Annotated in this window: 13 protein-coding genes; 1 reads left to right on the top strand and 12 read right to left on the bottom strand. The window is 60.0% G+C overall.

All coding sequences use genetic code 11. From position 1 onward, the window contains the following. Window positions 1-8 precede the first annotated feature (8 nt). The 9 genes from AC1RKH_RS15340 to AC1RKH_RS15380 form a co-directional block, all read right to left on the bottom strand. Window positions 9-917, bottom strand: a complete 909-nt coding sequence (locus tag AC1RKH_RS15340) for a TauD/TfdA family dioxygenase (RefSeq protein ID WP_493062909.1) — start codon at window positions 915-917, stop codon at window positions 9-11. After that, a complete protein-coding gene (locus AC1RKH_RS15345) occupies window positions 914-2479 on the bottom strand; it encodes an AMP-binding protein (protein WP_493062910.1) in 1566 nt (521 codons plus the stop codon). The genes AC1RKH_RS15340 and AC1RKH_RS15345 overlap by 4 nt, the downstream gene beginning before the upstream one ends. Next, window positions 2476-3150, bottom strand: coding sequence for a thermostable hemolysin (locus AC1RKH_RS15350; protein WP_493062911.1), 675 nt, complete (start codon window positions 3148-3150; stop codon window positions 2476-2478). Before AC1RKH_RS15350 ends, AC1RKH_RS15345 begins: the two co-directional genes overlap by 4 nt. Window positions 3151-3368: 218 nt before the next feature. Then, window positions 3369-4871, bottom strand: coding sequence for a sensor domain-containing diguanylate cyclase (locus AC1RKH_RS15355; protein ID WP_493062912.1), 1503 nt, complete (start codon window positions 4869-4871; stop codon window positions 3369-3371). Between the two features lie 256 nt (window positions 4872-5127). Beyond that, the gene (locus AC1RKH_RS15360; protein WP_493063023.1) at window positions 5128-5352 is read right to left on the bottom strand and encodes a hypothetical protein; all 225 of its coding nucleotides are present in this window, start codon (window positions 5350-5352) and stop codon (window positions 5128-5130) included. Between the two features lie 213 nt (window positions 5353-5565). Continuing rightward, window positions 5566-6930 (bottom strand): heavy metal sensor histidine kinase, encoded by a 1365-nt coding sequence (locus AC1RKH_RS15365; protein WP_493062913.1) that lies wholly within the window; start codon window positions 6928-6930, stop codon window positions 5566-5568. Then, window positions 6920-7597: a heavy metal response regulator transcription factor gene (locus tag AC1RKH_RS15370; RefSeq protein ID WP_123425039.1), complete on the bottom strand. Its 678-nt coding sequence runs from the start codon at window positions 7595-7597 to the stop codon at window positions 6920-6922. The genes AC1RKH_RS15365 and AC1RKH_RS15370 overlap by 11 nt, the downstream gene beginning before the upstream one ends. Window positions 7598-7605: 8 nt before the next feature. Then, window positions 7606-10701, bottom strand: a complete 3096-nt coding sequence (locus AC1RKH_RS15375) for a multidrug efflux RND transporter permease subunit (RefSeq protein ID WP_493062914.1) — start codon at window positions 10699-10701, stop codon at window positions 7606-7608. Next, on the bottom strand, window positions 10698-11867 hold the full coding sequence (locus AC1RKH_RS15380) for an efflux RND transporter periplasmic adaptor subunit (protein ID WP_123425041.1): 1170 nt from the start codon (window positions 11865-11867) through the stop codon (window positions 10698-10700). Before AC1RKH_RS15380 ends, AC1RKH_RS15375 begins: the two co-directional genes overlap by 4 nt. A gap of 298 nt (window positions 11868-12165) precedes the next feature. Between AC1RKH_RS15380 and AC1RKH_RS15385 the strand changes: the two genes are divergently transcribed. Next, window positions 12166-12411, top strand: coding sequence for a hypothetical protein (locus AC1RKH_RS15385; protein WP_123425042.1), 246 nt, complete (start codon window positions 12166-12168; stop codon window positions 12409-12411). A gap of 44 nt (window positions 12412-12455) precedes the next feature. Here the strand turns inward: AC1RKH_RS15385 and AC1RKH_RS15390 are convergent, their stop codons facing one another. The 3 genes from AC1RKH_RS15390 to AC1RKH_RS15400 all read right to left on the bottom strand — a co-directional run bounded on the left by AC1RKH_RS15390 (window position 12456) and on the right by AC1RKH_RS15400 (window position 14838). Beyond that, the gene (locus AC1RKH_RS15390; protein WP_493062915.1) at window positions 12456-13205 is read right to left on the bottom strand and encodes a YkgJ family cysteine cluster protein; all 750 of its coding nucleotides are present in this window, start codon (window positions 13203-13205) and stop codon (window positions 12456-12458) included. Window positions 13206-13443: 238 nt separating this feature from the next. Continuing rightward, on the bottom strand, window positions 13444-13926 hold the full coding sequence (locus tag AC1RKH_RS15395; RefSeq protein ID WP_493062916.1) for a GNAT family N-acetyltransferase: 483 nt from the start codon (window positions 13924-13926) through the stop codon (window positions 13444-13446). Between the two features lie 3 nt (window positions 13927-13929). Further along, window positions 13930-14838 carry a chemotaxis protein CheV gene (locus AC1RKH_RS15400; RefSeq protein WP_493062917.1) on the bottom strand — a complete coding sequence of 303 codons (909 nt, stop codon included), beginning with the start codon at window positions 14836-14838 and terminating at the stop codon, window positions 13930-13932. Window positions 14839-14914 lie beyond the last annotated feature (76 nt).

The raw sequence follows: 14914 nt of genomic DNA on the forward strand, positions 1-14914 counted from the left end.
GCAGTCTCTCAATCGACATAGGAAAGGGCGTTGAAAATGGTTCGGGCCGGATCTTCGATAGGTCGACGCCCATGCATGACCCGGGTGTTATCGATCAGCACCACGTCACCGCGTTGCCAGCCGACGTCTACCGTCAAGCGCTGGCAAATCGCGTCCACTTCCTCCAGTAACTGCGGATCGATGGGCTCGCCATCGGCGTAGGTAATCCGTGGTGCTTCGTAATGGTTGGACGGGCCGAAAATACTGTTGGCGAAATACAGTTCTTCCGCGCTGCCAATCCGGCTGGTGCGGATGGCAGGTGTGTGAAAGCGATAGGTAATCGAGCCGTCTTCGTTGAGATTGATCTGCGAGGACGTGTCCTCGGCGGTGAGCGACAGCAGATCCTGCAGGGTGACGGCCTCGACGCTGGCCGGCGCATTCTTGCCTTGCGCCAGCGCGTGGAAGGCATAGGTCTTCCACTTGTGTTCTTCTACCCGCCGGGAATACATGATGTCCCGCTCGGTAAAAGCCGCGCGCTGCGCGGGGCTCAAGTGCTGGTAGACGGCGTTGCCGTCGCACAAGGTCGTTTGCGATCCCCGTGCGGGCGGTATCTGGCAATAGAACCAGCAGAGGTCAGGCCAGAATGGGCTATTGCCGTTTTCACAATGCAAGCCAACGCCATCCAGACCGGCATCGACTTTCTGAGCCGTATCGCCATCGAAGCTGCGCGCCGGGTCCAGACTGATCCTGCTACTGTTCTGACGCACCAGCCGGGAAAAGCTTTCGATACTGTGCTCGAATCCGCGTAGCACCAGATAGCCGTGGGTGGCCAACAGGTTCTTCAGATAGTGCGGCGCCAGCGCACTCAATGCCTGTGGTGCGCCCGGCATCACAATCAGGCCGCCATGGGCGGTATGGGGCAGGGTGTCGAGTTTCATGCACAGATCCTCGTAGTTGAATCCTTCAGGAACGCCGACAGCACAGTGCGGCGTGGTCGTCCGGTGACCGTGAACAACCGCCCCATGACCTCTTCACTGTGCGCAATCAGTACGGGGTGCGGAATCTGTTCGATTTCGTTGAGATGTTCGCGGGCAAAACGCGCGATTGCCGCTCTGACCTCGGCCGGCCTTGCGTGAACATTGATAATGAACAGGCCGCCCAGAAAAGCCTGGCGATCGCCAAAGACAATCACCTGCTCGACGCCCGGTACCTGGCGGTAGGCCGACTCGAGCCACTCCGGCGACACGTTGCGACCATTGGCCGTGATGATCATGGTTTTCTTGCGGCCAATGATGCTGACGAACCCATCCGGGTCGATGCTGGCCAGGTCTCCGGTATGCAGCCAGCCTTCGGCGTCGATGACGCAGCTGCTGGGATCCTCGTTGGAGTAGCCGGCAAACAGCGAACTGCTGCGCAGGCACAATTCACCATCCTCGGCCAGGCGTAGCTCCACGTGGGGCAATGCCTGCCCGACACTGCCCAGGCGATTGGCGCCCCGGAAGTTCCAGGTCGCCACTGAACTGTTCTCACTGAGGCCATAGCCCTGGAAAATATCGATGCCCAATTGCTGCAGACGGAACAGAACTTCACGGTCCACCGGCGCCCCGCCGGCTGCCAACAATGGCAATCGTGGCGTACCAAAGAGTTGTTCGATACGTTGGTGCTTTGAGGGGCCCAGGGTTTCAGCACAGTGGGCGATGGCTTCCACCAGCGCGGGCGTCAGGGTCATCGCCGTTGGCCGAGCCCTGCAAATCAGAGCCAGGCGTTCGTCGGCGATCACACCGGGGCTGCCCAATGGAGGCAGACTGGCCGGCGGCAGCACCACCGCACCGCCGGAGGTCAATGGCATGTAAAGTGCCGTGACCTGTTCAATCAGCAGGCTCAAAGGCACCAGCACCAGATAGCGCTGGTAATCATCGCGCCGGGCTCTCTGCCATAGGGCCTGGACTAATGCACTCAAACCGTCGCGCCGAATCTTCACACCCTTGGGTTTTGAAGTCGTGCCGGAAGTATGAATGACCTTGATCACACTGTCGGCGCCCGATTCGCGAGCGACGGGGTCCGGCATGGGGTTCACTGCCGCCTGACTCTCCAACGCTACCTCGCGCACGGTTGCCGACAACTCGAGCCCGTTAGTGCGCCACTCCTGAAGCTTGCGTGCACCCATTTCATCGATCAGGACCAGCGCGCACCCCTGCAACAGATGCGCCGCCTGGTCTGCGGAAAAAGCCAGCGGCACCGGCACCTCCACACGCTTGCTGATCATCAGTGCCAGATCGGCCAGCACCCACTGGGTGCTGTTGCCCATCACAATGCCGACGCAGCTTGACGGTAGCGTCTCACCATCAATTTTCAGGGCCAGGTTTTGAGCTTGCGTCACCAACTGCCGGTACGTCAGGGCTACCGTTTCAGTTATTGCGGGGTCCACCGCCAATTGCACTACGGCCGCCGCGTCAGGAGTGCGTTGTGCCTGGGCGATGATTTCAGTGAGGACATTCATGCGGCGATCTGCTTGGTAGTAGCGGTGAGATGCTCAAAGGCAGAGAACGTCAGCCTTCCGCAAAATTGATTGAATAGGTGGGAGCACTCTTCCAGCAGGATCACTCCGGTCTTGGGCGATTGCGCGTAGTAACTCCCCCACTGTTGCCGTTCCAGCACCGACAGGCGATTGATGTCGGCGTCCCCGATGATGCGCAGCGGAATACCGTGGTATTCGAATAGGGTTCGCAACCGGCGCGTCGAGGTGCACAAGATCGCCTTGACCCCCATGAACCAGGTGAGAATCGGCAAAGCACGGATGATTTCTGCCGCTGCATTGGGGTCGTCAGAAGCCAGCGAACCGATTTCTACAATTTGTTCACGGCGCGATACCCGCTGAGTCAGCAACGCCAATACGTTCTCGACCGGGCTGTCGAAATAGCGCTCGGAAAAAAGTTGGTGGGTGGGCGATGCAAAGGAAATTCCCGCGCAGGCGGTCAGCGTTCCACTTGTGCGGTCGCGACGGGCAATCAGCAGGTCGGGGTTGGGAGTAATCTCGGCGTTGTAACGTCGTTGATAGATATCCCGGATATAAGTCAGTGCAACGGTTGCGTCTTGGTCGCTTCTTTTTATTATTTCGAGCCGCGCATGATCATTCTCATCTCGATGAGATGTGTGAATAAAACTAGTCATGACGTATCCCTACATGGCATTTACCTGTGATCAGGTTACGTAACTGCCAGGGCGGCGAAAATGTTCCGTTAGGACAACTACTCGAATGAAACGGACGATGCGGTGCATCGGGTGTTGGGGTGAAACAGGTGTAAACCTATTTCAGGAGTAGACACCTTTTAATGGATCGTACGAACGCGGCCCAAACCTGCGACAGCTCTACGACGGGCTGCGATCTTTCAACTGGCAACTACCCGATTTCGCCCACGGTGCTTGGCCTGATACAGCGCTTTGTCGGCAGCGTACATCAGGTTTTCCAGGCTTTCGCCCGGTTGCCCTGTCGAGGTGCTGAGGCCGATGCTGACGGTGACCGGTGACGTGTCGCCTTCGAACGGCGGCAGTTGTTCGACTGCCGCCCGGATATTTTCGGCAATCTGCTGTGCACCGGCGGTGTCAGTCTCGGCCAGCACTACGGAAAACTCCTCACCGCCATACCGCGCAACGAGATCGGACGGACGATGAATGTTTTCGCTGATGACCCTGGCAAGCACGCGCAACGCCGCGTCACCACCTTGATGACCGTGACGGTCGTTGAACGACTTGAAATGATCGGCGTCGATCATCAACACCGACAGCGGCTTGCCTGAGCGCTGGGCGCGGGACCATTCGCGGTTCAGGGCCAGGTCGAGTGTTCGGCGGTTAGCCACACCCGTGAGAGCGTCGATGGCGGCCTGTTGCGCCAGTTCCTGCTCGGCGTGACGGCGCAGGCGCAATTCGCGGCACAGCAGTAAGGTCAACCACATCAGCCCAATACACAACACGCCGGTGGCGCCACTGATAACGTATGCAGTGCGTTTCCAGCTGGCGAAGACTTCGTCCAAGGAGAGCGCGACGATGACGGTCAACGGCAGGTTACCGACGCGCGAGAAGGTGTACAGACGGTCCTGGTGATCCATGCTCGAGACGCTGACGAAGCTGCCACTGCCTTTACGCATGATGCGTATGACGTTGGGCCGACTGCCGAAGCTCTTGCCAATGCTGTCGTCCGTCAGCATGGGCTTCTGCGCCAGCAGAATACCGTCCTTGTCGAGCACGTTGAGGGTGCTGTCGACGCCGATGTTCAAGCTGTTGAACAGTTCGTCGAAGTACGCCAGGCGCATCGAGGCGACGGCAACGCCGAGAAACTCCCCGGTGGGTGAAGAGATGCGCCGGCTGAAGCTGATGCGCCACTGCTCGCTGTCGGCGCAGTCGCAACGGGGTTTGAACGGGCGACTGATAAACATCCCGGTGTCCTTGTTGAAAACGTGGGCCAGGAAGTAGTCGCGATCAGCAAAATTGCCCGGTTTGGGCTGAATCAGCGACGAATCGGCGATCACCTCGCCCTGCTTGTCGAGCAACAGGATGTCGCCCTTGAAACGTGCTGTGCTGGATCGGTCAAACAGCACCAGGTGACGGATCTGAGCGGAAACCTTTTGCAGGTCGTCGCGTTGGGCGGCAGCAATCAAGCCTTGCAGTGACAGGTCATAGAGTTCGACGTTGCGCAGCACATCGGCGTCGATCAGTTGCACGATGTTGGTCGCACCGCGCGTGGCCGCCTGCATGGCGTTGGCGCGTTCGCGGATCAGCAGGAAGGTGACGATAGCGATGATCGCGATGACAGTCAGCGAACTGCCGAGAATCAGCATGAGTTCCGGTCGGCGGGTAGTGCCCGTTATGTGGGGGGGCGTACGGCTTGCACTCATGGTTCTGATTTCTGCAGGGGGACTTCATCAGCGTAGTTCCCGAACGGGTCGGGCGGCGTTGCAGATATCAGTACATTTATCGTTTCAGCTGCATGTATAAATCCCGGGCATAAAAAAGGCCAGCGGAAGGTGCTGGCCTTTGTGCGGGGTTTTGTCCCACAACAAAAAAAAGCCGCTGAGAACAGCGGCTTTGAAGACAACTTATCAAGGGAAAGAGCCGTGAGAAGTGTCGAGGGAAACTGAGAGGTGTTACAGATCAGCTGTCTTTTTCAACCCGAGGTTGAGCCTGACTGACCGATGTTTGCCGGGTTTGCTCAGCACTTTGTGTCTTTGCGGCCAGTTCAGCCTGAGCCTTTTCAAAGGTTTCGGCGCGTGCGGCATTGTGTGCGACGAATGTCTGTGACTCTTCAGCCATGGCGAAGGGCGACAGGAACAAGGACGACAAAACGAAAGCGCTGGCAATTCCCATACTGTTGGACATCTGGAAAACCTTCTTGCTTGGCAAGTGCTGTTTGGTGCGGCCAAAGTAAAGGTCTTGGTTGTCGGGAAAAAGAGAGGATTGAATAAAGGACTGTTGCGAAATAAACAACAGTAGGAGCTGCCGAAGGCTGCGATCTTTTGGCGCCTGTATGATCGCTGAAGATCAAAAGATCGCAGCCTGCGGCAGCTCCTACGGGGGGGCATGATGCTGGAATCAAATCGGCAAATAGATCCCGAATGTATTCACCCCGTCATCACTGCGCACAAACACATCACCGCCATGCATCAGCGCAATCGCCTTGACGATGGCCAGTCCCAGGCCATGGTTGGCCCCGCTGTTGGTGCGTGAGGCGTCGACCCGGTAGAAACGCTCGAACAAGCGCGGCAGGTGTTCGCTGGCGATGGGTTCACCGGGGTTGGTGACGCCAATACTGACCTGGTGCTCCTGAACATCGATCCGCACCTGAATGACCTGGCCGGGAGCCGTGTGTTGCACGGCGTTGTTCAGCAGGTTGATCAACGCTCGGCGCAGGTGGGCGATTTCGATCTGCACCTGGGCATCGCCGCTGACCTGAACCTTGACCTGAGCGTCTTCGAGGATGAAATCCAGGTAGTCCAAGGTGGTGGCGACTTCGTCCGCAAGCGAGGTGGTGGTCAGTTTGGTGGCCTTGCTGCCTTGGTCGGCGCTGGCCAGAAACAGCATGTCGTTGATGATCGAGCGCAGCCGTTCGAGCTCTTCAAGGTTCGATTGCAGCACTTCGAAGTAGTGTTCCGCCGAGCGTCCACGTGTCAGCGCGACCTGGGTTTGACCAATCAGGTTAGTCAACGGCGAGCGCAGTTCGTGGGCGACGTCGGCGTTGAACGATTCGAGACGGGTATAGGCTTGTTCGACCCGCTCCAGCGTCGAGTTGAACGAGCTGACGAACTGATTGAGTTCCGGCGGCAGTGGCGACAGTTGCAGCCGTGCGGACAGCAACGGCGGTGCCAGGCGTTGGGCTTCCTGAGACACCTTGATCAAGGGCTTGAGGCCGATCCGCGCCACCCAGTAACCGAGCACCGAGGCCAGCAATACGCCGATGATTGCCAGGCTGATCAAGGCAGTCAGCAAGTGATGCTGGGTTTCATAGAAGGTTTGTGTGTCGATGCCGATCATGAAGCGCAGCGGCGGGCGCTGGTCCTTGGCCGGAAACTGGCTGACCAGCACTTTCATCGGATAGGGTTGCTCCGGCAGCTGTATGTCGCGCTTGCCGGTTGGCCCTTGCGCCAAGGCGCGGATCTGCGGGGTGATGTTGCCGTATTCGTAGTTGGCATCGCCGCTGATGATCCAGAAGCTGATGCGCTTGTCCTCTTCGCCCAGCAGCTTGAGTTTGTTGTTGATCTTCACCCAGTGCTCTGGCGTACCAAAGCGCCCGACCGTGGATTCGAGCACGCTGTAACGTGCATCCAGTTCGGCTGCCGGCAACAGCGCCAGGCCCTTTTCGACCTGTTGATACAAGGCCCAGCCGATCAACAGAAACACCAGCGCCGCCACCAGCGTGAACATGCCGCTCAGGCGCAGGGCGATGGAGTTACGAGGCACTGCGGCTCTCCAGCACATAGCCCATGCCGCGAATGGTGTGCAGCAATTTCTCTTCGAACGGCCCGTCGATCTTCGCCCGCAGACGCTTGATCGCGACTTCGACGACGTTGGCGTCGCTGTCGAAATTGATGTCCCAGACCATTTCGGCAATCGCGGTTTTCGAGAGGATTTCACCCTGACGCCGGGCCAGCACACTGAGCAGCGAGAACTCCTTGGCGGTCAGGTCCAGTCGCGTGCCGGCACGGGTGGCCTTGCGGCTGATCAAATCAATCCACAGGTCGGCGATGGTCACTTGCACTGGCTCATGACCGCCGCTGCGGCGGGTCAGCGCTTGCAGCCGCGCCACCAGTTCGAGAAACGAAAACGGTTTGCCGAGGTAATCGTCGGCGCCATCACGCAGGCCCTTGATCCGGTCTTCCACACGCTCGCGAGCGGTGAGCATGATCACCGGGGTCTGTTTACGGGCACGCAGGGCGCGCAGCACGCCGTAGCCGTCGAGACCCGGCAGCATCACATCGAGGATGATCACCGCGTAATCGCTTTCCAGTGCCAGGTGCAAACCTTCGACCCCGTCCGGAGCCCGGTCCACGGTGTAACCCTGTTCGGTCAGACCGCGGTACAGGTAGTCTGCGGTTTTCTCTTCGTCTTCGATAATCAGAACGCGCATGACCCGCCTCAGTGTGTGGTCGCCAGCGCAGGCGCTGGTGTCGACCGATGGAACACCCGCTCAAGCCATAAGTATATGACTGGCGTGGTAAACAGCGTCAGCGCCTGGCTGACCAGCAAACCGCCGACCACTGCGATCCCCAGTGGCTGACGCAGTTCGGCGCCGGTGCCATAACCGAGCATTAGCGGCAGCGCGCCGAGCAGGGCGGCGAGGGTGGTCATCATGATCGGGCGGAACCGCGTGAGGCACGCCTCGAAGATCGCTTCTTCCGGGGGAAGACCACGATTGCGCTGGGCATCGAGGGCGAAGTCGATCATCAGGATGCCGTTTTTCTTGACGATACCGATCAGCAGCACCAGGCCGATCAGTGCCATGATCGAGAAGTCCTGGCCGAGGATCCACAGCAAAATCAAGGCGCCGAGACCGGCGGAAGGCAAGGTCGAGATGATCGTCAGCGGGTGCACGAAGCTCTCATAGAGCACGCCAAGAATGATGTACACCGCCACCAGCGCCGCCAGAATCAGCCATGGCTGGCTGGCCAGAGAACTCTGGAACGCCTGGGCCGCGCCCTGGAAATTGCCGTTGACCGAGGCCGGCATGCCGATTTCATTTTTTGCCTGGTTGAGCAAAATCACCGCATCGCCCAAGGCCACGCCAGGAGCGAGGTTGAACGACAGGTTGGCGGCCGGGAACATGCCGTCGTGGGCGATGGACAACGGGCCGATGGTCGGTGCATCGAATCGGGCCAACGCTGACAACGGCACCATCTCGCCACTCAGCGGTGAGCGCAGGTAGAAGTAGGCCAGGCTTTCGGCCTTGCCGCGTTGGCGGGTGTCGAGTTCGAGGATCACGTTGTACTGGTTGATTTCGGTCTGGAACTCGTTGACCTGCCGTTGGCCGAAGGCGTCGTAGAGCGCTTCGTCGACATCGCTGGCAGTCAGGCCGAAACGCGCCGCGGCGGCACGGTCGATGTTGATGTGGGTGATGCTGCCGCCCAATTGCAGGTCGTTGGAAATGTCGCGGAACGCCGCAATGCCGCGCAGTTTTTCGGTCAGGCGTTGGGTCCAGAGGTTCAGTGTCGGGCCGTCGTTACTCTTGAGCACGTATTGATACTGGGCGCGGCTGGGGCCGGAGCTGAGGTTGATGTCTTGCCCGGCGCGCAGGTACAGCACGATGCCCGGAATCTTCATCAGTTGCGGACGAATCCGGTCGATGAACGCACTGGCGGACACATCGCGGTCACCGCGTTTTTTCAAGGAAATCCAGAAGCGTCCGTTGGCGATGGTCTGGTTGCTGCCTGATACACCGACCGAATGGGAGAAGGTCTGCACCGCAGGGTCGGCAGCGACGATCTCGGCCAGCGCCTGGTGTTTTTTGACCATTTCCGGGTAGGAGACATCAGCCGCTGCTTCCGTGGTGCCAAGGATAAAACCGGTGTCCTGGATCGGGAAGAAGCCTTTGGGGATGAACACATACCCGGCAATCGCCATGCCTAACGTCAGGCTGAAGATTCCCAGCATCAGCTTTTGATGGGCGAGGGCGCGGCGCAGTGCGCGCTCATAGAGCGCCAGCAGGCGTTCGCCGAAACCCGGTTTGGCGTGGGCGTCGTGCACCGGGGCGCGCATGAACAGGGCGGCCATCGTCGGTGCCAGCGTCAACGAAACTACCACCGAAATCATGATGGTCGAGGTGGCGGTGAGGGCGAATTCCTTGAACAACCGGCCGACCACCCCGCCCATGAACAACAGCGGAATGAACGCCGCCACCAGCGAGAAACTGATCGAGACCACGGTAAACCCGATCTCGCCAGCGCCCTTGATCGCCGCTTCACGCATGCCGTCGCCAGCCTCCAGATGGCGGTGGATGTTCTCCACCACCACAATCGCATCGTCGACCACAAACCCCACGGAAATGACGATCGCCACCAGGGTCAGGTTGTTCAGGCTGAAACCCATGATGTACATCAGCGCGATACTGGCGATCAGCGAAACCCCGAGCACGCTTGCGACGATCAGCGTCGCCGACCACTGGCGCAGGAACAGCGCCATCACCGCGACCACCAGCAGGATGGCGATCAGCAAGGTGACTTCCACTTCGTGCAGCGAGGCGCGGATGGTCTGGGTCCGGTCGATCAGCACGTCGACCTGTATCGACGCCGGGAGCATCGCTTGAAGGCCCGGCAACGCAGCTTGAATCCGGTCCACGGTGTCGACGATGTTGGCCCCCGGTTGTCGCAAGATCACCAGGTTGACCCCCGGACGATCGCCGGACCAGGCCTGGACATAGGCGTCTTCCGAGCCACTGACCACCGTGGCCACGTCCCGGAGCTGGACCGGCGCGCCGTTCTTGTAAGAGACGATGAGCTGCCCGTACTCGTCGGGATGGAACAGCTGATCGTTGGTCGACAGCGTGGAAATGTTCGACTCACCGTACAGCGCGCCCTTGGCCAGGTTGAGACTGGTTTTCTGAATGGCCAGGCGCACATCGGCCAGGGTCAGGCCGATGGCAGCGAGTTTGTCGGCCGAGGCCTGGACCCGAATCGCCGGGCGTTGCTGGCCGGTGATGTAGATCTGGCCGACGCCGTCGATCTGGCTCAGTTGTCGCGCCAGCAGGGTTTCGGCGTAGTCGCTGAGTTCGGTGCCGGGCATTTGCGTCGAACTGACGCTGAGGATCAGCACCGGGCTGTCTGCCGGGTTGACCTTGCGCCAGGTCGGCAGCGTCGGCATGTCCTTGGGCAGTTTGCCGGCGGCGGTATTGATCGCGGCCTGAACTTCTTGTGCGGCGGTGTCGATGCTTTTGTTGAGGGTGAATTGCAGGGTCAGGTTGGTCGAACCCAAGGCACTGCTGGAGGTCAACTGGGTCATGCCGGGGATGGCGCTGAATTGCACCTCCAACGGCGTTGCCACTGACGAAGCCATGGTGTCGGGGCTGGCGCCGGGCAATTGGGCGGCGACCTGAATGGTCGGGAATTCGGCCTCTGGCAGCGGTGCGACGGGCAGGCGCGGGAAGGCGATCAAGCCCAGCAGCACCAGCGCGAAGGTCAGCAGTGCCGTGGCGACCGGATGGTCGATGCACCAGGCCGAAATGCCGCCATGGACCTTCATGGTTGTTGCTCCGCCGTAGTGCTTTGCGTGAGCGCTGGCGGCTCGCCGAGAATCTGCACGCGGGCACCGGGCTTGAGCCGTGACTGACCATCGCTGACCAGCACATCACCGGCTTGCACACCCTTGATGATGTTCAGGCTGCTGTCCTGATAAACCATCTGCACGGGGACGGATTCGACCTTGTCAGCGTTGACCCGATAAACGAAATACTGATCCAGCCCGCGCTGGACCACGCTCGGTGGCACTACCAGGGCATTTTTGTCGAGCGCGGTCTGGATCTTGATGGTCACCAGTTGCCCCGGCCAGAGCTTTTGCCCGGCGTTGTTGAATTCGGCCTTGGCGCGAATGGTCCCGGTGTTGGTGTTGATCTGGTTGTCGATCAACGTCAGGTGGCCTTCGCCGAGCAAGTCGCCGGTCTGGCCGCTGGTGTCGGCGCCGAGGTAGGCATTCACGTCGGCGGGTGGATTCGCGCTGATCAGCCGTTGCAGCGTCGGCAGCATTTGCTGCGGCAGGGAAAACTCGACGGCAATCGGGTCGATCTGGGTCACCGAGAACAGTCCTTGGGTATCGCTCATGCGCAGGAAGTTGCCTTCATCCACAGTCCGAATACCAACGCGACCAGTCACCGGCGAGCGAATCTGTGTGTAGGAGAGCTGCACCTGCGCCGCATCAATCGCCGCCTGATTGCCCTGCGCGGTGGCTTTCAACTGATTGACCAGGGCCTGTTGCTGGTCGTAGGTCTGTTTGGACACACCGTCATCGACGCTGAGCAACTTGTAGCGCTTGAGATTGACCTCGGCCACCTGCAATTGCGCCTGGTTTTCACCCAGTTGCGCACGGGCCTGATCGAGGCTGGCGCGGATCGAGCGATCATCGATGCTCGCCAGCAGGTCACCGGCCTTCACCAACTGACCTTCCTTGACCAGCAGCCGGGTGAGGATGCCATCGATCTGCGGGCGGATAACCACACTGTGCAATGACAGCACCGAGCCAATCCCGCTGACATAACGCGGTACATCGCGCTCGGCGACGCTGACCACCCGCACCGGGATCGCCGTCGGTGCCGAGAGTTTGCTGGTCGCGGGTTTGATCGCAACCCCGATGGCCACGGCAGCGACCGTCGCCAGCAGAGCGACGATCAGCAGTTTTTTTCCTGGAATGGGCATGAGCATCAAGCGCCGGGGCATAAGGGCAGTTACAAGTTATAAGCTTCAAGCGGCAAGTTAAAACCATGCCCCTTGGCTTGTCGTTGGTAGCTGTTCTTTTATAATCCTTGGAAAGGGTCAGCACCATGACCACTAACTGACAGGGAGGACAGCTTCAAGCCGCAAGCGGCAAGCTAAAGCAGACGCGCTTGAGGCTTACAGCTTGAAGCTTGAAGCTTGCAACTGCTCTTCCCGCTATACTGCCGGCCTTTCGTGGTCCACTCATCGGGCCCGACTCAATGTAACACCCGGAGCATTCATGACTTCCCCGATACAAGCGCCTGCGGCTGACGAACAGGCTGACCTGCCAGACAGCGTCGACTCCAGCGCCGACAGCGAAACCAAAGCCGCAATCCCGGCCTTCAAGTTCCCGTTCAAACCGGGTGAACTGGCAGCCGCCAAAAACGCCAATCAGCCGTGGTACAAGAACGGCGCCAAGAATGGCCACACCAAGACCCCGGGCGCAGCGCCTCCTGGCACCCGTCGCTCGATGGGTAAACGCTGAGTCGAAACCTCGGCTGATTTGGCCCTTGCAACCCGTTAAAAATCTCAGGCCGCGCGCAACGAGATAAACGCATAGTTCAGCGATTCTGCCGTGGCCACTTGTGCCCCGGCGGCCTGCACTTGCTCGGCGATGTCGTCGCCCGACACATGGAACTGCCATTCACTGGCTGAACCCGCCAAAGGTTGTGCCTGAGCCTGATCAATCGCCTGGGCAAACGCCGCCATGTCCGGCAGGTAGGCGGTAAACCCGTCGCCCTTGAGGGCCGTGGTGCGAATCCCCAGACATTGGCAAATCGCTTCCTTGGTCTGAACATCGTCGCGGTCTGCCTGACGCGAGCGTTGGATCAGGTCGGCCAGCGCCTGATCGACCAACTGACCGCCGACGATCAACTCAGGGCCTTGCTCCCATGACTCGGGCGGGCAATCCTTGGCGGCCGGTGTCAGCGGGATGTGCGGATTGATTTCCATCGGGTAGATGCGGCACACCAGCGGCCGTCGTTCGTAGATGCGGCAGAGGTTGTCTTCGTCAAGATTCCGGCAGGGACCGGCGTTGTATGCGGCGAAGGTGATGGCTACATGGGCCTGTGTCGCGCCGCTGGGCACCACCACCGAACGGCGTTCGGCGTGCTCGCGTTGCAAGGCTGGAAGGCCCAGGCCATTGCCGAGAAAACCTTCCACCAGCACGATCACGGCACCGCCGTCAGCCGCCCACATCCGGGCCTCGGCGAGGGTCAGAGGCACGTGGTGATCGTTGCAGCACTTGCCGCAACCTACGCAGGAAAACGTCGTATTCATTGGGCGACCGGTCACATTCCAGAGGCGTCAGCGATGACGGAAAACCACCGCTAGGGCGTGTCTCGAAGCAAGTTATGCGCCAGTCACTGGGCCTTGGGCGCGTGTTGACCAAGGGCTGAGTCTGCATGATGGTTTGATGTTGGTAGTGCGGACCTCATCGCGAGCAGGCTCGCTCCCACATTTGATCTGCGTCGTTCACAAATCCCCTGTGGGAGCGAGCTTGCTCGCGATAGCGGTCTCAGTCTGGAACGAGCTCCCGGCGAACCACGCGCATTCCAGCGCTTTCATACAGTCGCTGCGCCCGATGGTTATCTTCCAGAACCTTCAGATCAACAAACCCTTCGCGCCGCTGTTGAAACACACTGAATGCATTCAACAACAACGCCCGTCCCAATCCCTGGCCCTGAGCACGCGGATGCACCACCAGGTGCTTGATGTAGGCGCTGGTCCAGCACTGGACCACGCCGACAATGCCTTGGGCATCCGAGGCGATGAAGCACAGCGCCGGGTCATACTCTGCATCGCTTTCAAAGCGCTCGCGCCACACCTGGAGCGCCGGTACTCGACCGCCGCCTTGCTGATAACCCAGCTCCATCACCGCATGAACGGCGTTGGCCAATGGCGGGCGATAGAGGCTCAGCTGGATGCCATCCGGCCAGACGATTGGCGGCAGCACTCCAGCAAGGTCGCGCCGCAGCAGCAGGCAATATTCCTCAGCCAAGGCTCAATGACCTTGTTCTTGCTGCGCGACGGCTTTTGCGGCCGTGATCAGGCATTTGGTCAGCTCTGGCGAGGAGAACTTGGTCAGCACCGCGTTTGCCCCGGCCAGACGGGCTTTTTCGCTGTTCATCGCACTGTCCAGCGAGGTGTGCAGCAGGATGTAGAGGTGAGAAAAGTCCGGGGTTTCGCGCAGGGTTCGGGTAAAGGCATAACCGTCCATCTCAGACATTTCGATGTCCGAGACAATCAGGTTGATCTGCTGCGCGGTGCCTTGCAGGTCCAGCAGGCAGTCGATGGCTTCCCTGGCGCTGCGTGCGGTGTGGCATTGCAGGCCGAGGTTGCGCAGGGTGTGTACCGATTGTTGCAGTGCCACCTGGCTGTCATCGACCACCAGAATGCGTGCGTTGCCCAGCACTTCGGCATCTTCCATGCTCAGCTCGGTCGGGGCCGTTTCGATCTGTGCCGGGGCGATGCCGTGGATGACTTTCTCGATGTCGAGCACCTGCACCAGCGTGCCATCGACCGAGGTCACGCCGGTGATGTACGAGCGCACGCCGCCGGAGCCGTAGGGTGGCGGGCGGATGTCGGTGGTCAGGCAATGGACGATCTTGCTCACCGCCTGAACGTGCAGGCCCTGTTTGGAGCGGCTGACGTCGGTAACGATCAGGCAGCCGCCGTCCGGGTCCTCCAGCGGCCGTTCGCCGATCGCTCGGCTCAGGTCGATGACCGACAACGAGGTTCCGCGCAGGGTGGCGATGCCTTTGACGTGCGGGTGGGACTCCGGCAGCCTGGTCAGCGGCGGGCAGGGAATGATTTCACTGACTTTCAGCAGGTTGATCGCCATCAGCTTGCCGCTACGCAAGGTAAAGAGCAGAAGCGAAAGTGAATCTGCGCGGGCTTTGTTGGAAGACATAAAAACCTTCTGTGAAAAAAGGTGACGGGCGATTGTGGGACCGCCAGCAACTATTGATATCGGGTTATCGACGCGG

The organism is Pseudomonas sp. GW822-FHT06B12, from assembly GCF_058799675.1.

Bases quoted from the DNA above. Each gene is read 5' to 3' on its own strand.
- AC1RKH_RS15345 (WP_493062910.1), bottom strand. From the start codon at position 2,479: ATGAATGTCCTCACTGAAATCATCGCCCAGGCACAACGCACTCCTGAC.
- AC1RKH_RS15385 (WP_123425042.1), top strand. From the start codon at position 12,166: ATGACTTCCCCGATACAAGCGCCTGCGGCTGACGAACAGGCTGACCTG.
- AC1RKH_RS15390 (WP_493062915.1), bottom strand. From the start codon at position 13,205: ATGAATACGACGTTTTCCTGCGTAGGTTGCGGCAAGTGCTGCAACGAT.
- AC1RKH_RS15340 (WP_493062909.1), bottom strand. From the start codon at position 917: ATGAAACTCGACACCCTGCCCCATACCGCCCATGGCGGCCTGATTGTG.
- AC1RKH_RS15350 (WP_493062911.1), bottom strand. From the start codon at position 3,150: ATGACTAGTTTTATTCACACATCTCATCGAGATGAGAATGATCATGCG.
- AC1RKH_RS15380 (WP_123425041.1), bottom strand. From the start codon at position 11,867: ATGCCCATTCCAGGAAAAAAACTGCTGATCGTCGCTCTGCTGGCGACG.
- AC1RKH_RS15370 (WP_123425039.1), bottom strand. From the start codon at position 7,597: ATGCGCGTTCTGATTATCGAAGACGAAGAGAAAACCGCAGACTACCTG.
- AC1RKH_RS15360 (WP_493063023.1), bottom strand. From the start codon at position 5,352: ATGTCCAACAGTATGGGAATTGCCAGCGCTTTCGTTTTGTCGTCCTTG.
- AC1RKH_RS15355 (WP_493062912.1), bottom strand. From the start codon at position 4,871: ATGAGTGCAAGCCGTACGCCCCCCCACATAACGGGCACTACCCGCCGA.
- AC1RKH_RS15375 (WP_493062914.1), bottom strand. From the start codon at position 10,701: ATGAAGGTCCATGGCGGCATTTCGGCCTGGTGCATCGACCATCCGGTC.
- AC1RKH_RS15400 (WP_493062917.1), bottom strand. From the start codon at position 14,838: ATGTCTTCCAACAAAGCCCGCGCAGATTCACTTTCGCTTCTGCTCTTT.